The sequence below is a fragment of the Anaerohalosphaera lusitana genome (assembly GCF_002007645.1).
Classification (GTDB): domain Bacteria; phylum Planctomycetota; class Phycisphaerae; order Sedimentisphaerales; family Anaerohalosphaeraceae; genus Anaerohalosphaera; species Anaerohalosphaera lusitana.
Map to the genome: position 1 here is coordinate 3,720,686 of NZ_CP019791.1, position 25,948 is coordinate 3,746,633.

The window sequence follows — 25,948 nt, forward strand, 5'->3', positions numbered from 1 at the left end:
GCTGCTCCCCCATTTACACAGCAACTCAGATAACACTGGCAGGCAGTTCGATATAAAAGCACGTCCCCTCACCTGGCTCAGATTCCAGCCAAACCCTGCCGCCCAGCCGGTTTATCACCCTCCTCACTATCGTCAAACCCAACCCCTGCCCTTCAACCAGCCCCCCAGGCTCGAGCCTGTGGAACAGCTCGAATATTTTCTGCTGATGCTCCCTCTGTATCCCGATCCCGTTGTCACAAACTTTATACAAGCATCCCCCGTCCTGAACCTCACCGCTTATCTCTATCTCGCATCTCTTGCCGTCGCGATCCCTGTACTTGATCGCATTATCGATAAGATTCGTAAACACCTGGCTCAACTGAACATGGTCTCCACGGCAGCCGGGCACCTCACCAACCGTCAGCCGCACATCGTTCTCCTGCACAAGGTATGCCACCCCCTCAGCCACCTCTCCCAGTAGACCGTTCATGTTCACATTTTCTATCTTGAGCTCGGTTCGTCCAACCCTCGACAGTCTCAACAGACCCTTCAGCAGCATATCCATCTGCTCCACACCGCCCGTTATGTATCCCACACTCTCTTTAGCATCTTCACGCAGAAGTTTATGAATATCATCGATTGATTGGGCATTAAACTCTTCAGGCCCACCAATATCATTCAGCTTCTCATCCAGCTCTTCGACAGTCCGCTCCAGCTCATGACTGAAACCGCTGATATTCACAAGAGGCGATCTCAGATCATGACTGGCCACATAGACCAGGCTCTCCAGCTCTTCGTTCTTCATCTCCAGCTCACGAACAAGCTCCTCGCGCGCCTGTTCCGCTTGCTTACGGACTGTGATATCCGTAAACACAGCCACAAACTGACCTTTTTGCGGGCAATACGCAGCGATGTCAAACCATCGCCCGAGATTGGGATCATATTCCTCGAACCGCGTCGGCTCACCGGTCATCGCAACTTGCCCGAATCGCCTTATGAACGGACCGTTCTCAACTCCCGGCACAACTTCAGTCACCCGCTTGCCGATTGTTTCCGCACCGACAAGACCGGTCAGTCGCTCAAACGACTTGTTGACCTCCAGGAAAACGTAATCAACGGGCTCGCCCTTATCGTCCAGAACTATTTCGTGCAGTGCATACGCATTTATCGAATTTTCGAAAAGCTCCCTGAATCGCTTTTCGCTCACAGCCAGCTTTTCTCTGATCTCATACTCCTCCGTAACATCACGAAAAACAAGCACAACCCCCGCAGTCTTGCCGTCACTCAACACCACAGGCGCAGCCGAATCCGCGATCTGATACTCCCTCCCGTCCTTGGCTATCAGCGCTGTGTGATTCGCAAGCCCCACGATCTGCCCCGTCGCCAGAACTTTTTCGACAGGATTCTTGCAAACCTCCCTGCTTTTCGCATTGATAATATGAAAAACTTCCTGCAAAGGCCTGCCCTTCGCCTCACCCAGCTTCCAGCCGGTCAGCGACTCGGCGATAGGATTCATTCGCACCACACACCCTTGCGCATCGGTCGCGATCACTGCATCTCCTATGGAGTTGAGAGTCGCACGTGTGTTCTCCTCGTTCTCTTCCCTGGCATAGACAAGCCTGGCGACGATCAAACCGTACAGACATGATATCATCAGTACGAAAATTCTAACGTATATTTCGTGCCCGGGCACATCAGAAATGAATATCTGCAGAAAACTCAGATCTTCAAAGATAAGCAGATCAACAACACTGTCGAACACCCAAAAACCTAACCCGCCGAGAACTGAAAGCAGAAAAACTTTTTTTGGAGTACTCAAAAGAAAGCTCCCGAATAAAAACTCCCCCGCCCATCACCAAGACAAAAAACCGCTTACACTGCCAGCACAACGCTGTAACATAATAAAGTCACGATCCCAACACTTCAAACTAAAAAAACATTTTAACTGCTTCTTATGCTGACTTTACAGGTCGGAGTGCTTAACCCTGGATCGATTCACTTGCCGCCGGCAGGGAAACACAGAAACAGCAGCCCTTCCCCTCTTCCGACTCAATCCAGAGCTTGCCCCCGAGCCTGCTGATTATCCGCTTTACCGTCGCCAGTCCTATTCCCTCGCCCGGCACCGGTCCGTCAGGCTCCAGCCTGTGGAAGACCTCGAAGATCTTCGCCTGATAATCCTCATGTATACCCACGCCATTGTCGCTCACATAATAAACACAACGGCCACCATCCAGCTCACCCCCTACCTCGATCTCACAGCTTTCCCTGGCAGACTCGCGATATTTGATCGCATTATCAATCAGATTAGTAAACACCTGGATCAACTGTCCGTAATCCCCCATGCATGACGGAAGCGATCCGACTTTCAAGTCGATACCGGCATCCTGCAACTGATATGCAAGCCCGTCAACAACCTTTGTGATCAACCCGTTCATATCAACATCTTCGATCTTCAACTCAACACGACCAACACGGGAGAGACTCAGCAGGCCTTTAAGAAGCACGTCCATCTTCTCGGCACTTGCAACTATGAATTGAAGACTCTCGAACACCCCGCCGCCGACAACCTCGCGAACCTTGCTCTTCAATTGAGCCTCGGATAACCCCTCAGCGTTTTCAACTGTTTCTTTCAACTGTTCCACGCTCGCCTGCAATTCATGACTGAATCCGTGAATATTGACCAGAGGCGAACGCAGATCGTGGCTTGCAACATATATCAGGCTCTCCAGCTCTTCGTTCTTGAGCTCCAGCTCCTGCAGCAGCTTATCACGAATTTGCTCATCCCTCTTGCGGTCGGTTATGTCTCTCACCCATTCCACGAAGTAGCTCTCTTGCCCATTTGGATCGAGCACAGGCATTACCCTGATGTCCAGCCACGTCCCGTCGGGCAGCTCACTCTCCACCTGCCACGGCTTTTCCGTTTTGGCGATCTTCCTCACAGGACAGTCCGGACACATCTCCTTGCAATTCCGATAAACGCCGTAACACTTATCAAGTTCATTTCGTTTTTCCTTATCAATATCGCGGACTCCCTTCCAGTTGCTGTACACAACATTCATTTCACTGTCCTGTAGCGAGATCAGATCAGGCACAACATCCATGACTTTCTCTAATTGATCCTCGGTAACCCTTATCTTCTCGTGCATCTGTTTGGATTCCGTAAGATCGCGAAATGACAACACCACACCGAAAGTATCGCTTCCTTCCCATCGAACCGGTGCCGCCGAATCAGCTATCTGATGCTCTACTCCATCGTGACTTACGAGCACCTTATCGTTGCTCCATTCAACCGCTTCACCCGTCGCTATCACCTTTTCGACCGGGTTCCCAACTGCCTCACCGCTCTCAGCATCTTTTGTTTTGAATACGTCCCTGACAAGCTGACCTTTGACAGCTTCCTGCTTAAAACCCGTCAGTATCTCAGCAGCAGGATTCATTCTAACAACCCTTCCCGAGACATCCGTAACAATTACACCATCACCGATCGAATTAAGCGCCGCTCTCACGTTTCCTTCGCTCTTATCACGTTGCCTGAGAAACCTGGAGACAAGAATACCCGAAAAAACCGACACAAAAAGCACAACCAGACGCACATATATCTCATGGCCCGGCACCTGCGTAAAAAGCATGTCAACAAAAGTAACACCCTCAAAAACAATAGAATCGACAAACGCATCAAACACCCAAAAACCCAAACCGATCACGATTGAATATATTAAAATTTTATTCGGAGCACTCATAGTACCCCCATCAAAAAACCACATTGTCAAACCGTTCTTACAACCCCATGCTGCAAGCCATTCACATATCTATACTACTGCAGCACAAACAAAGACCGCAAAATCCTATGGAATTTCTAGGGTTTGCGCGTTTTCATCTTAATACCTAAAACACCACCCTTCGGTCCCTGACGACCGCAAATAAAATCTCAAATCCCTGCAATGTGTATTTCTGCTTTGCATGTGCCACATACCTGTCACCGGCCAAACTTGAAAACTTCCCTGTCCATCCGATATTTGTTAGGCTCTGTCTGGACGAATCACAGCAAAAAACGACTCGTAGTAATATGCCCGATCGCCGGACTTGCCTAAACTGGCAGCGGTGCGCTGTGACCGTGTCCACCCGGCATCGGGTATTTCTTCAGGGGGATTGAATGAGTTCCGCACAGCAGGCATTCAGTACAAAAAACGCAACACTTACCAACCACCACAAACCACTTTCACTAACTAAAGACCAAACAAGAGCCGCGATCTGGGCATCCAGACTTTTCCTCAGCCGCAAAAAGATCACACCCCAAACCCCCAAGGTACTCCATTATTACGCCCTCACCCTCGACAGCTTCCAACTGCCCGACGGCCGACCATACACCAACACCGTCTCAGCACTACAAACACTCTCAGCCTCGCTCGACTACGCCCGACTCCTGCACCTGCTTCCGCCCAACTCAATAATCGAACCGTCCCCATATCTCAAACTAATACCCCAGCACAAAAACCCTAATTCTGCCTCCGGCCCATATCACGTCGAAATATGGGCAGAAAACACATCCGCAGGTTACCTGTTCAGCCATTTCGCACAGCAAAACAACATCCCGCTCATCGCTTCTCCGGAGATTTTCACCCACACCACATACTGGCACTTCGCACGCAGAGCCGCCCACATCCGCCAACCGATAAAAATCATACACCTGACCGACATTTCAAGCGCAAACAGTCAACCCACCTCTATTGTCTGCATGAAAATACAGCAAATATTACAAAGCTATCGACTGCACAGATTCACCGTCAACGTGATCTCTCTCACTCCGGACCCGAACCCCCTGAAACTGCCCTCATGCCCCCAAAATCAAATCGGGAAATACCAAACAGCACACCCCACCCTTTACGAGCTGGAGGCATGGCATGCGATCGCACCCGGCGCTCCGCTCAATATGGTTCGCACCTGCATGAAAAGTCTCAAAAACGTCCCTGCCGGCCGCACTTCCCGATCTCATAAACGCTGAACAAAACTCTATTGCGACGGATAACTGAAGCTCATAACCGTTGGCTTTGCCAAACGTTTATACTCCGACATCTCCATCCTGATCGCGTTCTCATGGGTCCCGCCCTGGAAGACGATATAGTCCTCCTCGGCAAGCGTCTCATCGACAAAGGTCGTCAACCCATACAAGTTGCCGAAAGGCGGCTCGGCCCCCAATGCGCAGTCACCGAACATCTTGGCCATCTCGCCTTCCTCAGCCAGCTCCAGGCTCTCGGCACCCAACTGACGCTTCAGCATATCAAAGTCGATCTTGTAGCTCGCCGGCAGCACGCACATATAGTAGCTCTCATCCGCCTTTATCACCACAGGCTTAGCTACATGTATCCCCGGCACATGCTCCTCCGCTGCCATCTCCTGTGCCGTAAACGTCGGCCTGTGCTGTTTCACCTCATACTTTGCATGGATCTTGTCCAGATAGTCCATCAGTTGCATAACTTCCTCCTTTCTTTAGTACCTCTTTTTACCGCCCCGAATTACCTGCCTCACTCAACTCACAAACCGTATTTGTAGAAGCTGTTTCAAAACAGCTCAAAATTGTTGAATATGTTTCGAAATCTCCCTTTGCTCTTCGACTGAATATCAAAAACAGCAAAATAATAGCCGCAAGCAGCACCACCCTGACCATATGCCACAAATGCCTGGAAGTCAAAAAATCCCGATGGTCATCCACATAGTGACGCACATCATCAAAATGCAAATGCTCCCCAAGTCGGCTCATTGCAACAAAAACACTCATAAAGCCCCCGATATTTCCTCATACCTCTTACCAAACGCATGACTATCATAATACCATACGTATGCCGCCAGCATAAGTCTGTCCCGCACAGCAACATTTCAAATCACACATCCATCCCTGCGCTGTCCGCAAACCGCACTCATCCATAACTGGCTTCTAAAATCAATTATAACCCCCAGCCCGTTTTTGAGAACCCAAAAAAAACCGACTTCGCACATCTTCCCACCCATATCACATCAGTCCGCAGCCGGCAGCGCAACAAAAAACTTGCTCCCCTTACCAACCTCAGAATCTACCCATATCCTGCCCTCATGCCCGCTCACGATACGCCGCACAATAGTAAGGCCAAGCCCCTCACCCTCCGAACCGTCCGGGTCAAGCCTGTAAAACATCTCAAAAATCCTGTCAAGCTGATCCTGCTCGATACCGCCCCCATTATCCTCAACACAATATTCCGACCAGTCCCCCTTGCGCTCGCCGCTAACCCGAATAACGCCCTTACGCGAACCATCCAGATACTTCACGGCATTACCCATCAAATTGGAAAAAACCTGACTGATCTGCGTCGGATCCCCCATACACCCAGGTAAACCTTCTTCGACGATCACATCCACTTCCTTTTCCTGGATCTGAAATTCCATACTGTGCTTTATATTCGTAACAAGCATATTCATGTCCAACGGCTGAATATCCAACGCCGCCGTACCTATCCTGGCAAGTCTCAGCAGCGAACTGATCAGCGAATCCATCTTATCCGTACCGGCCGAGATAAACTTCAGCGATTCCGGCACCTCCGCACCGAGCAGTTCCTGAAGATCTTTTTCCTTTTCCTGTCCCAGTTCGACGTCTTTCAGCAACTCACCAATTCGCTCACAAGCATCTGCCAGCTCCATACCGAACCCGCGTATCGTCACCAGAGGCGACCGCAGATCGTGCGATGCAATATGTATGATCTGCTCCAGCTCCTTATTCTTTTGCTCCAGCAGCTTAAGGCACCTCTCCTTCTCCTCTTCTGCCACCCTCGCCTCCGTCACATCCCGCATAACACAATGCGTCTGAACAAACCGCCCGTTCTCATCATGGCAGATATTGCCGTCTGCCTCAATAAACCTTTTCCTTCCATCTGAACAAACCATGCAAACACTATGTCCACGCAGCTTCCCCGACTCCTTAAAGTCTTTGAACATACCATCAAAACCCTCGCTCGAACTCTCCATCAGAAATTCCTTAATACTCCTGCCCAGCACCTCCGACCGCTCGTAACCAAGCATCTCCAGCCACGCCGGATTAACCTCCAGTATACGCCCCTCAGCATCCAGCGACTGATACGCGACAGGCGAATTCTCATAAAACAATCGAAACCTCGCCTCACTCTCCTCGAGCTGCTTTGCCGACCTCATCCGGTAAACCGCCGCCTCGATTCCGTGCTGCAGTTCCTGATCCCCGAACGGCACATACAATGTGTAGCAAACGCCCATATCCTCCGGCACCGGTCGATTCTGACTCTTTTCATCGAACACATAAACAGCGGGCATCCCCTCCCGCGCGCACCAATCCCCCAGCACCTCATACGCCCGCGCACCGTCATTAAACTGGGCATCGGCTACCATCACATCTGATTCAATATCCCTCAGCCTTTCCGCTACGTCTCCACCACCGCGAACCACATCCGCAACCGTATATCCAAGCCTGTTTAATACCTCTGCCAGATCTCTTGCCTCAGAATTCACCCCCTCTACTATAACCACACGTTTTTCCACCATTCCGCAAAACCTTTCCACATCACATTGTCTCTGACAAACCGGCAAAAGCTCACTGCACCCGCTTCAGCTTTGCGGTCCACCAACACCGGCACCCACTTACCGGTCACTCTTGTTCACAACTCTTCACTGAACTTCACACATTAAACCCACCACAAGCCTCAGCCTCGGTCACCCTCACTCTCGTCATCCGCTCCCCGCTCCTGCTCGGGCACCGCCTCATCCTCTTCGGCCTCACCCTCCTTCTTCAGCTTCTCCTCGCTTCCACGCATCTCCACCGCTCGGCTGTGCTGCTCTTCCAACGGCCGCCTTGCCTCTCCAACTTCCGCCGGACGTGCTTCCTCAGGCTCAACCTTCCTTCTCGGCGCGGTCACCACCAGCAGCACACCGCCAACCGCAACTATACTCAACGTCAGTATCGCTCGGCTGACACCCGTGTACTCCAAGATGGTCATCTCTCCAAAATTCCACATCGAGTCGAGATACAGAAACGCCGGGTAAGCCAAAATAAAGAAATACGCACCGACCAGCATACCGATTACAGTAAAAATTGCATCGATCCTGCCAGCAGCCGCACACGCAAGCCCCGTCCCCGGACAGTACCCCGTCATGCCGAAGCCGATCCCCAGCAGCGCCCCGCCGACACCGTTGCCCAGCATCGCCGCTGGCTTGACATTGAAATTCGCCCATCCAGCCAGATCAAGTATCCACACGCCCAGCATGCCCACGAGAATAAACACCACGATCACACGAAGAGCATGAAAATCCTTCAGCCTCAATGTTCCTATTATCTTGTCCGGATTCGCCAGCCCCGAAAGGATCAGCGACGCACCGAACAACGCACCAACTACAAAACCTGTCCAGTCAACATTAATATCCATTCCTCTACCTCTCTATCTTCGGTACCCCGGGATATACAAGATGCGCAGTAAACACGCCGAACACGAACATCGCGATCGTAAATGGTATCACCGACAGCGAAAGCTGGGCCCATCCGCTTGCAAACTGCCCGCTCGTACAACCATGAGCGATACGGGCTCCAAGCAGAATGAAAAAACCTCCGAAAAACCCTGTCACGAGCCGACTTAATATCCCTCGATTCAGCGTCGCCCTCCACCATACAGTAGTAAACCTGGGCCTCCACCGCCCAATCGCAACAGCCGCTACAAACGCCCCTACGATCAGCCCGATGTCCAGCCACCAACCATACCCGAACTTCTGATACTTCTCATGGCTTATAAGCTCATGCTCCTGTGCATATTCCGGCGCAACCTTGTGCATTACCTTGCTGTCCGCAACCACGAACTGCGTGCTCACCCCCAAAGGCTTCTCCAGCGCCACCGCAAGTATCTGCGTCAGCCCAAGCAAGATACCCCCGATCCACCACACAAGCGGTGCCCGTCTTACCTCTAACTCCGACATAAACGCCTCCTTTTATTTTTCCAAAAATGAAATTTGATTGGAAACCACAGATGACAATACGCTATATCAATTTTAACCCCCAAACACTTTACCGATTATCTCACCCTATCAAACACTGTCAAGAATAAATATCCTCTAACACCCAAGACTGCTGATTTACTGACTGGAACTCGCAGTCCGCACGCAATTTATTCGATAACTGAGCAATTAAAAAACATTTGCAAATAAAGAGAAGTTGTTTTTTAATAGCAGAAACATATGTCCTACATATTTCATCAGGAGCCCCAAATGAGAACTAACGTTTACAGATCAGCCCTTTACTTCCTGCTTCTCTGCGTCCTCGCCTGCTGCACATCCACCACCTTCGCCGCCGAAGTCTACCTCGATGAACTGCAGATCGAAAACATCACCCAGGGCTGGGGCTCCCCGCAGACAAACAGATCCGTCGACGGCAACCCCATCTCCATATCCGGCAACGCCTTCAAACGCGGCATAGGCACCCACGCCCCCGCCACCATCGTCCTCGAACTGCACAAAACCGCAAAATCTTTCACCGCCCAGGTAGGCGTCGACGACGAACTCGGCCCCAACAGAGGCTCAGTCACATTCAAAGCCTCCACACCCGACAAAACACTCAACGAAACACCCGTCATGACCGCTGGCGACAAACCCCGCGAATTCACCGTCGACCTCACAAACCTCCGCTACCTTATCCTCGAAGTCACCGACGCTGGCGACGGCAACGGCCAGGACCACGCAGACCTCGCCAACGCAAAAATAACCTACACAGGCCAAAAACCCCGGATCATCCCCATCTCGCAACTCCCCCGCCCCGTCTCACCGACCAACCGCGCCAACGCCCCCGCAGCACTGATCCCCTACCCGCAAAAAGTCGAATGGACCGGCAAAAGATTCAATCTGATCGACTCGACAAGAGTTTCAATAAACAACACCGATTACAACTCAAAGAACCTGGAAAACGTTTTAAGTTTTCTCATCGCCGAACTTCAACCCCACGGAATAGACCGTACAAAGGGGTTTTTCATAGGCAGGCCCAATTACCTCATACTGCCGAACCAGATACGCCTTCATATAGACGAAATCTCCAAAGCCCCCGTAAACGCGGACCAGGCATACTCTATCACCGTCACCGACAAAGGCGCAACTGTCACCGCGCCAAACGCACAGGGCCTATACCACGGCACGCAGACCCTCCTCCAGCTCGTCAAAACCGACGGCGATCAGCCCTATATCCCCACATGCAAAATAACCGACTGGCCCGCATTCAAATACCGCGGCCTCATGCACGACCTCGGCCGCAACTACCAGTCGCCCGACCTGCTCAAAAAACAGATCGACCTGCTCGCCCAGTACAAGTTCAACGTCTTCCACATGCACCTGACCGACTACCCCGGCTTCCGCATCGAATCCATAAAATACCCAGAGCTCAACGACCCCGCCAACTACCGCGCCACCCGTCAGCCGGGCAAATTCTACACCTATGACCAGCTCAACGAGATCATCAACTACTGCCGCGACCGCCACATCCTCGTCATCCCCGAAATAGACATGCCCGGCCACAGCACATACTTCAACGAAACCTTCGGCGTCGACATGCAGTCCGAAAAAGGTACCGAGATCCTCAAAAACATCCTTGACGAATTCTTCGACCACATCGACCTGCCCATCATCCACATCGGCTCCGACGAGGTCCACATCAGCAACCCCGACTTCATGCCCACAATGGTAGACTTCATCCGCAAACACGACAAGGACATAGTAGTCTGGCGGCCAGGTCACCTCCCCGACAAAAAAGTCATTACCCAGCTCTGGAGCCGAGGCCCCAAGCCCGTCCCCGGCGTCCGCTACATCGACTCACAGGCAAACTACGTCAACCACATGGACCCGCTCATGGGCCCCGTCCGCGCATTCTTCCAGCAGCCCTGCCGTGTACCCCAAAGCACCGACCTCGCACTCGGCGGCATACTCTGCCACTGGCCCGACAACAACGTAGGCAAACAGATCAACATTTACCGCCAATCCCCCGTCTTCCCCGCCATGCTCGCTTACGCAGACCGCATCTGGCGCGGCGCACAACATAACCGCTACGACCTCTGGGCAAAGCTCCCCGCACCCCACACAGACGTCTTCGACGAATTTGCCCAATTCGAATCCGACATGCTCGCCCACCGCGACAAATACTTCACCGACATGCCCTTCCCCTACGTCAAACAGACCGACATCCGCTGGCGCATCGCAGGCCCCTTCGACCACCAGGGCGACTTCGACTCATCCTTCCCGCCCGAAGACTCCATTCAGCCCGACTACACCTTCGGAAACGAAACCTACAACTGGCGCCCCGCAACCGGCGGCACCGTCTTCCTCAGACACCACTTCGGCTTCCCCTCATACATAACCTCCGCCGACAAAGGCACCGTCTACGCCCTCGGCTTTATAAAAAGCGACCACGCCCAGGACGCACACATGTGGATCGGCTTCCATGACTACTCCCGCTCAGGCGGCCGTCGCGGCGGACCCTTCGCACAACTGGGCCAGTGGCATACCACCGACCCGAAGATCTGGCTCAACGACGAACCCATCGACCCGCCCGAATGGAACAACCCCGGGCTCGCGCGCAACACCAAGGAGATCCCCTTCACCGACGAAGGCTATATATACCGCGAACCCACAAAGATCAAGCTCCGCAAAGGCTGGAACAAGATATTCCTGAAGGTCCCTCACGGCGGCACAAGCTGGAAGTGGATGTTCACCGCCGTACCCGTCAAATGGGACGGCAAACGCGCAACCGAGCTCACCTCCGTCCGCTTCGCAACCGACGCCGAATACGACCGACTAATAAAACAGCAAAAATAACATCCATGCAACCGACAACAAAGGCCCGTCAACAGCGGGCCTTTCTTTTGAACATCACGAATATCGCTCAACAGAAACATTCAAGGTACTTCCTCCTGTTTACCAGGTCCCCAGCCGCATAATTTCACAGCTCGCCAAGAATGGACCCAGCGGAAAGTTCGTCGGAGGCGTGGCTGTTAAATTCTGCGGCGGCCAACTTGGTGCTGCTCATTATTCTGCGGCAACCTTTCTTTTGCGCCGAAAATCACCACTCAACCTTAAGAAATCCACCCCCAAATGTCGATGCATACCTTACCGGCAGTCGAATCAGCATGAGCCAATCCCCATAAATTGGCCCTGTTGAGCGAATGAAGATAGATCACCCTGAAGAAATTAAATAAAAAGCTCCGGCCGCTGACGAACATTAATCGTAATCTGGCGAAATGAATTGTGCCCATCAAAGACAAAATAGTCACCATGCATCACGCCGGAATACGAAATTCGTAACGATTCAAAAACCCTCCTAAACAGGAGTTGACTTTTACAAACGCATTAAGTAGAGTACCGCCCATGAGACGAGACATAGTACATGAAGGCTCAGGCCAACTGAAATACGAGATCCGTGAGATCGTCGCCATCGCCAAACAGCTCGAACAGCTAGGCGTGCCGATCACATGGGAAAATATCGGAGACCCCGTCATCAAGGGCGAACCCGTCCCCGCGTGGATAAAAGAAATAATCGGCGAACTCGCTGCACAGGACACAACCTACGGCTATGTGCCCACCCAGGGCGTAGTCGAAACGCGAGAATTCCTCGCCCAAAAGGTAAACGAACGCGACGGCTGCAAGATAACCCCCGACGACATCCTCTTCTTCAACGGACTTGGCGACGCCGTCGCGCGCATATTCGGCTACCTCCGCCGCGAGGCACGCGTGCTCGGCCCCTCACCCGCATACTCGACCCACTCCTCCGCCGAAGCTGCGCACTCAGGCTACGAGCACCTCACCTACGAACTAGACCCCAGCAACGGCTGGATGCCCGACCTCCAGGACCTCGAGAACAAGGTAAAGTACAACGACTCCATCGCGGGCCTCCTGCTCATCAACCCCGACAACCCAACCGGCTCCGTCTACTCGCGCGAGCTCCTCGAACAGATGATAGACATTGCCCGCAGACACGACATCTTCGTGATCTGCGACGAAATATACTCACACATCGTCTACAACGGCGCAAAGACAACGCACCTCAGCGAGGTCATCGGCGACGTACCAGGCATCGCCCTCCGCGGCATATCCAAAGAATACCCTTGGCCCGGCGGACGCTGCGGCTGGCTCGAAGCATACAACCAGGACAAATCACCGATGTTCGCCCAGTACATAAACACCATCATCCACGCCAAGATGCTCGAAGTCTGCTCCACTTCTCTGCCTCAGTATTCCATACCGCGCGTCATCGGCGATCCGCGTTACCCGGACCACCTCGAGCGCCGTGCAAAAATGTTCGAACATCGCGCAATCCAGGCCCACGAGATCCTCTCGAAGGTGCCCGGCATCAACGTCGTAAAACCCCAGGGAGCATTCTACATGTCAGTAACCTTCGACGAAGGCGTACTCAACGACAACCAGCACCTCTCCGTCGAAAACACCGCCGCACGCGAATACATCGAATCGCTCGTCCCCTCACTCGAGGTCGACAAACGTTTCGTCTACTACCTCCTCGCCGCACACGGCATATGCGTGGTCCCCCTCACAGGCTTCTGCTGCAAGCGCAAGGGCTTCCGAGTAACCCTGCTCGAATGCGACGACGAAAAACGAAAATGGACCTGGCAAACCATCGCCGAAAGCATCCACACCTACCTCAACTCCGCATAAACAGGTCCAAATCACCTTGCATCATCTAAGCTGAATCTCGCTTATTAAGACGAAAACTTCATGCTGCGCAAAAATACCAGTCTTTTATCAAAAATCCTTAACTTTTATGGGACTATCCCCGAACGTATCCCCAACTGCCCCTGTACAACCGGTGCATCTGCACATTATTTAACAAAAAGGTCTTCCCTGAGCACATATGACCGGCATAACCAGAAAAATAAAAACTCAGTTCTCGATCATAAAATGGCTAGGCTTCGCGATCGTCTTCCTGTTCATAGCCGTTTGCGCAACACTTTATTACATAGAAAAACGGTCGCATATACAGGCAGCCAAGGCCCTCGGCGAGCACACAACCCGCCATGTCGCCCTTATGTTCGAAGAATGGCTTGACGACCAGATAAACCTTCTCGATCTGATCGGAACCGACCCGCGAGTCATAAACGCCTGCAAAAACCCAACCGACCCGCAGGCAAGGAATCGGGCACGCGACTTCCTGATGAGCATCCAGTCAAAGTTCCCCTACTACGAAAACATCCCCATGGCCATCAATCTGCCCCCAGACCGGACCATACACATCGACGTCAACGGACACAACGTCCCTGTTTCCTCCGGCCAGGGATTCATCGACACCGCAGGCGGAGTCACCGTCGGAAAAGGCGGCTTCGAGTACAGCTACATCGACGAAATAGTAAACAACGGCAAAAAATATTACATCAGTGAAGTATACCCCTCCATCACCGGCGGCAACCCCGTCGCCGTGATCGCTCGAGGCGTCTACCATGAAACCGGCGACCTCATCGGAGGCATCGCCCTCGCACCCCGAATGAGCTACTTCACCTCCAACTTCGTTGATTCAGTCAAGATCGGCAAAACCGGCTACATGTTCTTCATGGACGACAGAAAGCTGCTAATCTCGCACCCAGACACTTCACTGATTCTTCAACCGCGATCAAACTTCGCCGACAGCACCATCGCCAACAGAATAATTGCGGGCCACTCCAGCTTCTCCGCAGAATACAAAGGCGTAAAGAAAACCTACATAACACGCAAAATAAACTTGCCCCCCCAAATGCACGAAAACGACTGGTACCTGGCATTCACCCAGGAAAACACCGAAATCTTCGCCTCAGCCCGCCGATTCCTCAAAACCCTCATAGCACTCGGTGTAGGCTTCATAGGTCTCCACCTCTTCGCAATGGCCATCACCCACCGCCTCGTCACACGCAAAACCGTCGAACTCGCCCGCACAAACGAACTCCTCCATTCACAGGTCGAATACCGAAAAAAGACCCAGGCCGAACTCGACAAGGCCCGCAGATCCGCAGAACAGGCAAACCGCGCAAAGTCCCAGTTCCTTGCAAACATGAGCCACGAGATACGCACCCCCATGAACGGCGTCATAGGCATGGCAGAACTCGCCCTGATGGACCAACCCTCACCCGAACAGGCAGCATACCTCACCCAGATCAAAAAATCCGCTCACGACCTGCTCGATATCATCAACGACATTCTGGACTTCTCGAAGATCGAAGCATCCCGCCTCGAACTCGAAAACATCGCCTTCGACCTCACCGAAACCATCGCCAACACCATAAACATCATCAGCCCAAAGGCCCGCGAAAAAGGCCTCACCCTCACCGTCGACATCGACCCCACCATCGAACCCATCCTCAAAGGCGACCCCACCCGCCTCAAGCAGATCCTCCTCAACCTTCTCTCCAACGCCGTAAAATTCACGAACGAAGGCTCTGTCTCGCTGAAGGTCCAAATGTCCGGCCCCGCCGCCAACACCACAAACTATATCAAGTGCGGCTTCCAAACCAGAACCGAACTGACCTTCACCGTCACCGACACCGGCCCGGGCATACCAACCGAAAAACAGGAAAAGCTCTTCACAGCATTCACACAGGCCGACTCCTCTACCACCCGACAATACGGCGGCACGGGCCTCGGCCTCGCCATCTCCGCCAAACTCGTAAAACTCATGCAGGGCAGGCTATCCGTCGACAGCACCCCAGGCCAAGGCACCTCCTTCACCTTCAACGCGCGCTTCACGATACCTACGGAATTCGAGCTCTACAAGATCCGTCGTAACCCCGACTTCGACTCCTTCGCATCCACCCGGCCGAACCTCACCCTCCCCGCCGAAACCACAATACTCATCGCCGACGACAGCATACTAAATCTCCGCATCACCGAGCAAATGCTCAAACGAACCGGCGCCAAAACAACTCTCGCCTTCAACGGACTCGAAGCCGTCGACAAATTCGTCACCGAAAAACCCCACCTCATCCTCATGGACTGCCAGATGCCCGAAATGGACGGCTACACCGCCGCTCGTAAGATCCGCGCAATGGAAAAGGACGCCGACCAGCACACACCCATCATAGCCCTCACCGCCTCCGCCGACAAACAGGCACGTAAAAACGCACTTGACGCCGGCATGGACGATCACCTCGCAAAACCCCTCCTCGTCGCCACACTCTACGAGACGCTTTCAAAGCATCTCCGCACCCCCGAAACCGCCGCACAACTGCAGCAGCCCGAAAACGTAAAACCCGACGTCAGCAAAAACAACGCAGAACAAAGTACTCACAACCAGCCGTCTCGCTCAGACGATGCCTCGATTCCCGCCAACCCGGACTCCGACCTCATCGACATCCAGGGCCTGCTCGCAACCTTCAACAATGACCGCAGCGAACTCGCCGAACTCTTCCAGCTCCTTTTCGAAAATTTACCCGCCGACATGCACAAGCTCGACCAGCACCTCCACAACTCCGACCGCGAAAACCTCAAAAAAACCGCACACCGCCTCAAAGGCATGCTCTCCGCCCTACGCATCTCATGCTCGACCACCTTCTACCACATCGAAAAAAACGCCCCCGACGCCCCCCTCGACGAACTGGAAAACCTCTGCACCCGCGCCCGCGACCAGATCGACCGCACCACCCAGTACATCAAAGATCAAAACCTCCACACACCAACAGACAATCCAGCCTAACCGTATCCTGCCCCCTCATATCCGCACAACATCAGCCCTGGCTAAAATCCGCACCCCGGTCCCACACAGCCCAGCCAGTTCCCCGCCATCTCCGCCAGCTCTGCCATCCCGTAATCAACCGTCCACCCCCGGCAAAGTTCCGCAAAATCCTCCAGATCCACATAGCAGTCACCCGTAAGATCCCCAGCCAATTTTGAATCATACCCCGGATCACCGCACCCCATATCCCGCACCAGCCGAGCGTAATTATAGATCCGTATCGCGTCCCCCTGCGGCCCATGTCCCGTCGGATAATCCGCCGGATCGCCCGCCTTCGGATCGCTCCGTTGCGCACCCGCCCCGTGCACATCCATCCACGTACCCCGCATGTATCCCATCGCCCTGCCAAACGCCACATATGCACCCGACTCCCCCGGCCTCTGCGTCCAGTTGCGATGCGTCGTACCGCTCCAGTAGCACGGCCAATCCGCCTGCCCTGCCTCGTTCGTTATCTGCGTGCACTCAAAAACCGTATCGATCGCAGCCGACCCCGTGATATCCGGCGACCGCGTGTAATCGACAATACTCTGCAGCTCCTTCACGTTCGGCAACCGCCAGTCACCGTATCCCAGGTGGTTCTCCGCATTCTTAGCCGCCGCCCACGCCAGGGCCTCACTCCAGTCCAGCCCCGTCCCGCTGTCCGCCTTAGCCCACATCAGCCCCGTCGCAGCATCCGAAACGGTCCCGTCACCATTATCCGCAAACTCGTTGGTCCCGTAACTCGCACTACCCCGCACATACAGAACATAAAAAGTCTTCGCCTCAGTCTGCCCCGGCATCACCCCCTTCGGATACCCCTTGATCCGCCCGTCCGCAAAATTCACCCCGAACATCGTCTCCGCCCCGCCCATCGTCGTACTCACATACAGCGTACTCGTAGCGAACTGCGCATCTATAAGCCTCTCGCCCGCACTCGTATCACCGTACGCAAAATCGAAATAATCCGTATCTATGAAAGGCACCAGCCCAGACGCATCCGTCCCGTTATAACCGCTCGGATCTTCACCCCGAAAATCGATCAGCGAATAAAGCTCCTTTATCGTCGGCAGCCGCCAGTCAGAATAACCCGCCAGCCCGAACGAATCCGCCCCAGCCAGCGCATCGGCATAGCTCATCTTGTCCGCCGCGTCGATATCCCCATCACCATCCATATCCGAACTCTTCGCCCACATCAGCGCGGTCACATTGTCCGTCACCGTCCCTTCGCCGTTGTCCGTATAGCTCGGCCCATCCCCTGCGTACTGAGCATCCTGCCCGTAAAACGCATCCCCCGCTCCCGGACACACCGACAACTCATAACTGTCGTCATAACAGACATCCTGCCCCGTATCCACCACCGCCGAACTCAGCCCCCCGGCAAACACAACCCCACCACAAAAACCAAGCACCACCCCAAAAAACGCAAATTTACCAAATAGCTTCATACAAACCTCCTAAAACACATTTCCAGCCCTCAAGACCCTCCAATCATACAAAATCCCCCTCCCAGAATCTACACCTTACCTCTTGGCCCACCCCGGACATCCCCAGAAAAAAGAAAACAGGCCCAGCCGCAAAAGACAGCCGAGCCCGCAGAGGTCATTCCTGCTCGTCCTCAAAATCATTCTTCAGTCTCAATTGTCACCCAGTCACTTACACCACTTTCTTCGACCAGCTTCTTAAGTTTGGATGTCAAACCGCTGCTGCTTCCTCTCTGATCTGAATATTCCTCCACAGTAAATACCAGAGGGAGTATACAAGGATCTGACAAATTATGATCGCTGGCTTTCAAAAACGCCTCTAATGTAACCTCTCTGTGTGACCGCCCACCCAAAAACAAGTAGACCTCTTTTTGTCGGTTGGCTGCTTGTATACGAACAGTTTGCGGTTCTAATATATGTATTCTGCTGCCCAGATCAATCTTGTGTAGCAAGTCTTTTTGACTGCTGAAATAGGACTTAAGTCCTTCCCTAAGTGCTAATGCATGGTCATACTCACTTGGCATTGCCGCAAATGTAATTCTGGCGGGAAAAGCATTAGTCCCTTCTAACAATTGTTTTATGCCTTCTTTCACCCTCTCCGACGGCACAAATTTTGCGTCTGCACTATTGTTCTTACAAACATCATTTTCAAACGGCCTCTTCAGGTTGCATAGCCGAATGGCACCGTCCAGAAAATCAACATGAATCCAGGTATGCAGTTCTTCTGTCTTCTTTGGCCCCAGTGGGGTCGAAGGAACGATGCCCATGGTTTCTCTTAGTTCGGCAATTATAGAGACGCTTTCAGCTTTAAGTGATGCCAGAGCAATTACTAGTTCAGGTCTAACGCTGTCGCTAAGATTCTTGCTGCCTAGCTTCTTTTCAGTCTGATTGATCTTCTCGTTCAACAGTTTGATTTGAGCATACTTTTCCGTAACTAAACGCACAACTTTGCCTTTAGGTGAATCAGCAGGCAAATTCTCAACCGCAATGCGTATCAGCTCAGCCAGCTCCGGGTCCTCCACCTTCCGCACACGTTCCAGCACCGTAGGCTCATCTTCCGCCGCCAACGCACTCCCCGCCGTCCCAAACACAACTGCCGCAAACACAACCGCCGTCGTCATCATTCTGATCTTCATCGCTCTATCCTTTCGCATTTATCTGCCGCTCACATTGCTCAAAAACGCACCATCGATCCCTGCCAGCACACCGCCCCGCCGACCGTCTCCGTCCACCGCCCGATCACCGCCGGCCTCCTCCGCGATCATCATATCCTCCTCTATCGGCACCAGGCTGATAGCCCGATCGAACGCCTCCCCCGCCCTGTCCTCCATCTGTATACTCGTAAAGAACCGCCCCGCATCCACCCACGCAAGAAACTCTCGCGGCACAGCTATCCTCACCATATCCTCGTCCACTCGCTCATCCCCCGAATCCGCAACCGCCCCCCGATCATGCTCCGCACCAGCCGTACCTGCCCCCGTCTGCGCCCGCCCCGCCGAAAATGCGATCAGCCCCACAAGCAGCAGCGAAGCAGCATAACTGCCCCACCGAACCGCCCGCCGAACAAAACATTTCCGCCGCAGCACCCGCGAAGAATTCGCCAGCACCTCTCGCTCGAAAGCCTCCGACGCCCGCGACTCAACCCCTTCAAACATCTTTTCGAAATCATGCTCTTTCATGATATCACCTCTATATACAAAACTCTTCCTTTGCAAGTCCCTGATAAACGCTCTTGAATTTCTCCCTCGCCCTCGTCAGCCGACTCTCTATCGCCCGCTCGCTCGCATCCATCTCCGCCGCCAGCTCCGCCACCGAACGCTTATGAAAATACTTCGCCTCCAGCACCGTCCTGTAATGCCCCGGCAGCCGTGCCAGCGTCTCGAGCACCAGCCGCTTATGCGAAAACTCATCCCCGCGATCCGCCCCCGCCTCAACCGTCTGCGAATCATAAACCACCGGCGACCTCTTCGACACATGCTTGCGGCAGCAGTTCCTCGCTATCCCGAACAGCCACGCCCGAAACCCGCCCCGCTCACTGTCAAACCGATGCAGCTTCTTCGCCGCCGTAATAAACGTCTGCTGCGTAACCTCCTCCGCATCATCAACCCGTCCCCTGACAAGCCCCAGCACAAAACTGTAAACCGGCCCAAAGTGCCCGCGGAACAACACCGCCCAGGCCCGCTCATCACCCCCGCAGGCCCGCTCAACCAAAGCCGATTCATAAACTGCATCCATAGCAACCCATCACACTGAAGTAATTAACCCTCCACCAACCCTTGCCCAAAACCACCAGAAATCCTTCGCAAAAAACCAAAAACTTCCACAAAAAACCAAAATACTTGATTCATCACTATGAGCTGTTTCAAAACTGCTTCTAAATACCACGAATCGGAAACAACATTAGGACATTACCCGTCCGTTCCTCGAACTAACTAGCCGCATAATTTCATAGCCCGCCGAGAATGGACCCAACGGACAGTACGTCGGAGGCGCGGCTGTTAAATTCTGCGGCGGCCAGTTGACTGTTGTCCTTTATTTCAGGATGAACCACAATATTAAACATATGGCTTTTTTCATACAGTTTTAAGAATAAAGCAATTGGATAGAATCTATCGGATCAGCCGATGTATAAATGCACAAGCCATCAAATTTCTGTTGTTATTTTATAGGGCTACAATGACAATCCGAATTCACCATCCCACAAAATCAAAACCTCAGAACAACAAACATGATTCACCGGCGCAAAAATCTGCAAATTACGATCTAACTCGCGAACCGCTCATTCAAGACATCGTCACCCAGCTCCGAAATAAAGACATCCTCTACCTCATCGCCCTACACGAATGGCTGAGCGGCTAATCACCGGCTGCCGACACACTGAACGGTCTGTCTTCCCAATCATACAAAACATATTGGAAAGCATCTTGAAAATCTGCACCCATTAAACTATTGATGTGCTCTTGTCGTTCGGGTTGAATGAACTTGATATCTCCGTTGCTGCCGTCGCAGAATCCAATTATGTTGTTCTGCCATGCCTGCTCGCGGCGTACCGCATCAAGTAGAGGCTGCATTGCCAGTCCCAGCCAAGTGTCAGAATACTCTGCCTCAAAGCCTTCAAGGTTGTTTTGCAGTGCCTTGAGTTGTACTAAGGTACAAGCCAGATTAGCAACCACCATTGTCTTGCGTTCGGTTGTTGAAGATTGAGCCAAGATGTTCGTGCAGTTATAGCGAATATTAGCAATTGTCTCAAGCGTTCCTGCATGAGAACCAACGATCCATGCTTTGCCAAGGCTTGTTTGGGCGGCATTTATTTGGCTCTTCACATCACCAAGCACGTTCACGATCTGATCAGCGGTTTCCAATACTTCCTTCGCCTCGGTTTTGTCTTTCTCAGCCTCCGCGAGTTTCGCCCGCATCTCGCTCTGCGTGGTCTTGGTGGTCAGCACACCGCCCAAAAATCCGCCCAGCAGGCACAGCAACCCCACGATCACGCACCAGATGATCAGTGCCGAACGCTCGTTCTGCTCGACAAAGAACTGATGCCCGCACCCGCTACACCTAAGCGGCCGATCCCCCAGATCGCCGTCCACCTCATAAACCGCACCACATTCCGGACAATTCGTCTGCATGCTCATTAGAACACCTCCTGATTTTTAACCTGCCTTATCCTGCGAATGCTCAGATTTTTCACGGCATTTTTGCAACACCCCTCGATGGGCTTTTTAAGTAAAATATACGCCGTAAAACCCACTACGGCAAACAAAAACTCGGGTCACCAATACCTGCTACACCCTCTCTACTTCATAAACTCAGGATTATACTCCCTCTTCTTAAAGCCCGGATACTTCCGCATTGTTCCCCTCATGCGCGGATAGCTGTCAAAGACATCCCCATTACCCATCACCCGCGGATCCTCCTGCTCGGCCAGAATGCCCTTGAGCCTTTCCCACAGCTCCGACTTCACATTCGCATATTTCGGATCATCCGCGATGTTGTCAACACAATCCGGATCCTTGCTAAGATCGTACAGCTCTTCTGCGGGCCGTTTCGCAACCGCCAGCTCATAAAACTTGCTCTCCGGGTCCTCCAGCACTACCTTCTTCGAAGGACCGCCGTCGATATCCGCCGCCCACTGATCGTAAGGATCGCGCGGATTCCCCATCGGCCACCGCTCCGGCTTGAAATTGCGTATATACAGATACTCGTCCGTCTGGATCGAACGCGCAGGGTAGCCGACATTGTCCGCCCTGGCATGCGTATGTCTTTCCCTCCCCGCAACCGCAAAACCCCTCGATGCATCAACCCTGCCGGCCTTGCCCGATCTCAGCTCCGCCAGAAAGCTCCTGCCAGACATCGTATCAGGAACCGCCTGGCCCGCTGCCTCCAGAAACGTCGGCGCAAGATCGATAAAACTAACGAAATCCGTCATCATCTCACTCCGCGCGGGCACCTCCCCCGCCCAGCACACAGCCATTGGCACATGTATCCCCGCCGCATAGACGTTGGCCTTGGCACGCGGGAACGGCATGCCGTTGTCACCCGTCACCACCACCAGCGTATTCTCCCACTCGCCGATCTCCTTGAGCTTTTCGATGATCCTGCCCAGGTGATCATCGAAATGCTCTATCTCACGGGCATAGTCCAGCAGGTCCGTACGCACGGTTTCATTGTCCGGCAGATACCCGGGTACATCTACATCGTCACGTTCTCCCTCGCCGCTGCCGTATTCATAAAACCGATGCGGCTCAAACCCGCCGTACCAGAAACAGAACGGCTGATCAGGGTCACGGTCCCCCAGGAACAGATTGAAATTCTCAGCATAATCAAGGTAACTGATGCCTCTGGTGGGTCGCTCCTTCAGTTTGGCCTTGTTATACCCCCTGCCGACAGGATTCTTATCCCAGCCTTTCGTCCGCCAGTCGCCCGGCCCCCACGGCTTGCCCGTGTATCCGACATGATAACCCGCCTGCTCCAGCAGCTCCGTATACACGGGCCAATTCTTCGGAAAATAACTGCCGTGCGTACCCGCTTCCTCGTTCTGCCATATGTTCCGACCCGTCAGAAGACTCGCCCGCGAAGGACTGCACTGAGGCGCGGGACAAAACGCATTCTTCATGAGCACCCCGACCCTTGCAACCTCATCAAATGACGGCGTGTTGACAAATTCACAGCCGTACGCACTGGCATGCGGATACGAATGATCATCCGAGATCGCCAGCAGTATGTTAGGACGCTTGCGAGATGCTTTCTCCGCACCAGCGGATTCGGACTGTTTTTCATTTGACACCCGAGCCTCACCAACACCGCCTATCAACCGAGCCGCTGGAAACACAGCGACACCGGCAGCAACCTGCTTAAGAAACCACCGCCTGGAGCTGATCGAACCGTTCATATTAAAAACCCTTTCAGAAACTCACACCACACCCTGTTGAGATGTGTCTACCGGACTCGCAACATATTTTTTACCATACAACTTGACAATTTTCCAGTAGGCGTGTAAATTGACCGCAAGACGCTGTTGAAAGATGAATTTAAGTCATAAAACAGCGTCCAGTAACAGGGTGGAACCGAGCTCTGGTTTTCCAACTCCCTCCCAAGCCCTTCTTAACTGCTTATTTTATAACGAGTTAGTGAAAGGAGCGGCAAATGAATTCTACCGCACATCGCAGCACCCAAACCCCATCTACAAATCGCAATGAAAGCATTTCTGCAGAAACACCACCCCAAAAACCATCGCAGGGACTGTTATTTTCCGAACCCGCGATCGCAGAAACCGGCGTATGGTGTGAGCTCAACGAAGGCATAGACCCCGCCCAGTGGGCACAGCTTTGCCGACAGCTAGGCTCGATGTCGCCCGGACAGTTCAAAAGGGCACAGAAAAAGCTTCTGCCAAACCCCGACGGCCTGATCCAGAGACTCAAACGAATGTTCACCCCGGACGCAAACCCCAACACCGACACACCACTCGTAAGCCTGGGCCCATCAGGCATTTACGGCAATTATCAAAAGGAAGTTTACTCCGGCAGTGCTACGATAGCATGATCAAGAGTTATCCATTTCACGCCTGAATATTCGCAAATAGCGATCCAGAAAAGTCACATGGCTGACTGGAGGTTTGCGTACAGTTTGAAAATTGTGATACAAGGGCAGCTCTGCGCATGAAAAAGTCCCTGCAAGTGCATAACCTGCAAGGACTTACGTCGGGGCGACAGGACTTGAACCTGCGACCTCAGCACCCCCAGGGGCAGCTTCGGTCCGGTTGTGGTCTTTTGGGTCAACAATTTAAATCGAGGTGTTTTAAAAGCTTATTTGCGGCTGCGGCCGCCTGAACCATTTGTTTTTATGTGCCGAAAATGACCCTTTTTGGCACACCACCGTTCACACGTCAAATCACGCCTTACGCATCGAAAAACGAGGTGCGGCGGCGTTGCAAGCCCGCCCAAAATTGAATACAGTTTGGGCGTGTTGCCCTGTACAGTCAATCCCCTCGACTGTCAATCATCACAACGCAATCTCGCGGCGGGTACGTCCGTGCCGACTCATGGACGGGTCGGTCCGCCGCACCTCATCTCAAAAAACAACCGAACAGTTTTCTCCCATTAACTGATCGGCGGCGGAAGGTCTTTTTTTTACTCATGACTGTCTCCTTTGGCCTTCCGCCTCTCTCTCTATTTTTCAAACCGATGCGTAAATTCAGCGAATCAAACTTTTCATCACCCTCCTCCAGGCGGTGCCGGGGCCGATACGTACCGGCCCGCCATATATCAGCGGCGAGGGTGACAGACGAGACGGACAGCTCGCCGGTCAGCGGAGAAAGCCCGCGAGCTCGTCGGTTGCTGCGGCGGGTCGCCGCGGCGGTACACTTTCGACCGGCGGGGTGAGATTCCCCGCCGTGTTTTGATCATGATCGAGGAGTGACTTTAGAATGATAATCGGCGTTGCAGTAACACCGGAATTTTATGACACCGCGATTGAGTCTAGGTGTGTGCAGATGGCAGTTGATGACGGCTCAGCCGCCATCGAGCCATGCGAGCAGCCGGCGGATGAGCCGGAGCAGCAGCACAAGCAAAAACAGCCGGCGGGCCGCGATGACGCGGTTCGCGATGAGAACAAGTCCGAGCCTGCACAAACCCACGGCAGGCCGGGCGATGAGCCGCCGTTCCCCAGCGGCGAAGATTGAATCGGCAGCCGCCGCGTGGGCGGCTGAAAATAAACGCACCGGAGAGCGTCCTTGCCGAAGCGGCACATCACGGCGCATCCGGACGACCACGCCGGAACCGGTCGCTGCGTCGGCGACGCGGTTCGGCAGGCATTGATTACGAAGCAAAAAAATGCTTGATGCACTTTTCCAATGAAGAATGAAAGTGCCGGGCGGGTCGACAGACAAGCGGCATCGCCCGCCCGGTTTCTTGTTTTCAAACGATTGGAGGCAGTCATGGGACACGCGGCGGAAAAAACAGAATCTCGGAAAATGTTGAACGCGACCGACAAGCAGATCATCGCGGCTAAGGCCGAGGGCCTGATGCTGTTTGACTTCGGCGAGCTGGGGATGATCGTGGCAAAGAGCCGAGCCAACGCGCAGCGGATGATGATCGAGCGGGGCAACAGCGAAGGCTCTGTAAGATACTGGCACGGCACGGTGGTCACCGGCAAGGTCGAGCTGTGCGATCGATGGGGCGAGAATTCGTACATGGAATCGCCCGATGTGATCATTGCCCAGGGCGAGGGTTTTAGAGTGACGGATATCGACTGAGGAATTTTGATTGTTCAAACAGTCTTAAATAAG

General features: G+C 53.3%; 20 protein-coding genes. 7 read left to right on the forward strand and 13 right to left on the reverse strand.

Annotated features, from left to right (window positions below):
• Positions 1-25: 25 nt before the first annotated feature.
• A complete protein-coding gene (locus STSP2_RS15030; RefSeq protein ID WP_146663549.1) occupies positions 26-1,798 on the reverse strand; it encodes a sensor histidine kinase in 1,773 nt (590 codons plus the stop codon).
• A 160-nt stretch (positions 1,799-1,958) separates the two neighbouring features.
• A complete protein-coding gene (locus tag STSP2_RS15035) occupies positions 1,959-3,662 on the reverse strand; it encodes a PAS domain-containing sensor histidine kinase (RefSeq protein ID WP_169853258.1) in 1,704 nt (567 codons plus the stop codon).
• Positions 3,663-4,132: 470 nt separating this feature from the next.
• Here STSP2_RS15035 and STSP2_RS15040 point away from each other — a divergent pair, with 470 nt between their 5' ends.
• Entirely contained in the window at positions 4,133-4,981 is an 849-nt protein-coding gene (locus STSP2_RS15040) for a hypothetical protein (protein WP_146663551.1), read from the forward strand.
• Positions 4,982-4,989: 8 nt separating this feature from the next.
• Here STSP2_RS15040 and STSP2_RS15045 read toward each other — a convergent pair whose 3' ends face one another.
• From STSP2_RS15045 to STSP2_RS15065, 5 genes are all read right to left on the reverse strand, one after another.
• The gene (locus STSP2_RS15045) at positions 4,990-5,451 is read right to left on the reverse strand and encodes an aminoacyl-tRNA deacylase (protein WP_146663552.1); all 462 of its coding nucleotides are present in this window, start codon (positions 5,449-5,451) and stop codon (positions 4,990-4,992) included.
• Positions 5,452-5,479: 28 nt separating this feature from the next.
• Positions 5,480-5,755, reverse strand: coding sequence for a hypothetical protein (locus STSP2_RS15050; protein WP_146663553.1), 276 nt, complete (start codon positions 5,753-5,755; stop codon positions 5,480-5,482).
• 236 nt (positions 5,756-5,991) lie between these two features.
• A complete protein-coding gene (locus STSP2_RS15055) occupies positions 5,992-7,518 on the reverse strand; it encodes an ATP-binding protein (protein WP_169853259.1) in 1,527 nt (508 codons plus the stop codon).
• Between the two features lie 158 nt (positions 7,519-7,676).
• Positions 7,677-8,396 carry a DUF6691 family protein gene (locus STSP2_RS15060; protein WP_146663555.1) on the reverse strand — a complete coding sequence of 240 codons (720 nt, stop codon included), beginning with the start codon at positions 8,394-8,396 and terminating at the stop codon, positions 7,677-7,679.
• Between the two features lie 4 nt (positions 8,397-8,400).
• Positions 8,401-8,937 (reverse strand): YeeE/YedE thiosulfate transporter family protein, encoded by a 537-nt coding sequence (locus tag STSP2_RS15065; RefSeq protein ID WP_146663556.1) that lies wholly within the window; start codon positions 8,935-8,937, stop codon positions 8,401-8,403.
• Positions 8,938-9,225: 288 nt separating this feature from the next.
• On the opposite strand from STSP2_RS15065, the gene STSP2_RS15070 reads away from it, so the two are divergent.
• The 3 genes from STSP2_RS15070 (at position 9,226) to STSP2_RS15080 (ending at position 16,663) form a co-directional block, all read left to right on the forward strand.
• Positions 9,226-11,811, forward strand: a complete 2,586-nt coding sequence (locus STSP2_RS15070) for an NPCBM/NEW2 domain-containing protein (RefSeq protein ID WP_169853260.1) — start codon at positions 9,226-9,228, stop codon at positions 11,809-11,811.
• Between the two features lie 549 nt (positions 11,812-12,360).
• On the forward strand, positions 12,361-13,662 hold the full coding sequence (locus tag STSP2_RS15075) for a pyridoxal phosphate-dependent aminotransferase (protein WP_146663558.1): 1,302 nt from the start codon (positions 12,361-12,363) through the stop codon (positions 13,660-13,662).
• Between the two features lie 196 nt (positions 13,663-13,858).
• Positions 13,859-16,663, forward strand: a complete 2,805-nt coding sequence (locus STSP2_RS15080; protein ID WP_146663559.1) for a hybrid sensor histidine kinase/response regulator — start codon at positions 13,859-13,861, stop codon at positions 16,661-16,663.
• A 41-nt stretch (positions 16,664-16,704) separates the two neighbouring features.
• On the opposite strand, the gene STSP2_RS15085 is transcribed toward STSP2_RS15080, so the two are convergent.
• The 6 genes from STSP2_RS15085 to STSP2_RS15110 form a co-directional block, all read right to left on the reverse strand.
• Positions 16,705-18,126 carry an Lcl C-terminal domain-containing protein gene (locus STSP2_RS15085; RefSeq protein WP_205847921.1) on the reverse strand — a complete coding sequence of 474 codons (1,422 nt, stop codon included), beginning with the start codon at positions 18,124-18,126 and terminating at the stop codon, positions 16,705-16,707.
• A gap of 176 nt (positions 18,127-18,302) precedes the next feature.
• Entirely contained in the window at positions 18,303-19,298 is a 996-nt protein-coding gene (locus STSP2_RS15090) for a hypothetical protein (RefSeq protein ID WP_146663560.1), read from the reverse strand.
• Between the two features lie 18 nt (positions 19,299-19,316).
• On the reverse strand, positions 19,317-19,841 hold the full coding sequence (locus tag STSP2_RS15095) for a hypothetical protein (protein WP_146663561.1): 525 nt from the start codon (positions 19,839-19,841) through the stop codon (positions 19,317-19,319).
• A gap of 10 nt (positions 19,842-19,851) precedes the next feature.
• Positions 19,852-20,397 (reverse strand): RNA polymerase sigma factor, encoded by a 546-nt coding sequence (locus tag STSP2_RS15100; RefSeq protein WP_146663562.1) that lies wholly within the window; start codon positions 20,395-20,397, stop codon positions 19,852-19,854.
• Positions 20,398-21,017: 620 nt separating this feature from the next.
• Positions 21,018-21,797: an MJ0042-type zinc finger domain-containing protein gene (locus STSP2_RS15105; protein ID WP_146663563.1), complete on the reverse strand. Its 780-nt coding sequence runs from the start codon at positions 21,795-21,797 to the stop codon at positions 21,018-21,020.
• 161 nt (positions 21,798-21,958) lie between these two features.
• Entirely contained in the window at positions 21,959-23,554 is a 1,596-nt protein-coding gene (locus STSP2_RS15110; RefSeq protein WP_146663564.1) for a sulfatase family protein, read from the reverse strand.
• Positions 23,555-23,808: 254 nt separating this feature from the next.
• Between STSP2_RS15110 and STSP2_RS15115 the strand changes: the two genes are divergently transcribed.
• From STSP2_RS15115 to STSP2_RS15125, 3 genes are all read left to right on the forward strand, one after another.
• Positions 23,809-24,204 carry a hypothetical protein gene (locus STSP2_RS15115; protein WP_146663565.1) on the forward strand — a complete coding sequence of 132 codons (396 nt, stop codon included), beginning with the start codon at positions 23,809-23,811 and terminating at the stop codon, positions 24,202-24,204.
• 883 nt (positions 24,205-25,087) lie between these two features.
• Complete coding sequence (locus STSP2_RS15120) at positions 25,088-25,342, forward strand: hypothetical protein (RefSeq protein WP_146663566.1); 255 nt, start codon at positions 25,088-25,090, stop codon at positions 25,340-25,342.
• 291 nt (positions 25,343-25,633) lie between these two features.
• The gene (locus STSP2_RS15125) at positions 25,634-25,915 is read left to right on the forward strand and encodes a hypothetical protein (protein WP_169853262.1); all 282 of its coding nucleotides are present in this window, start codon (positions 25,634-25,636) and stop codon (positions 25,913-25,915) included.
• Positions 25,916-25,948: the final 33 nt, after the last annotated feature.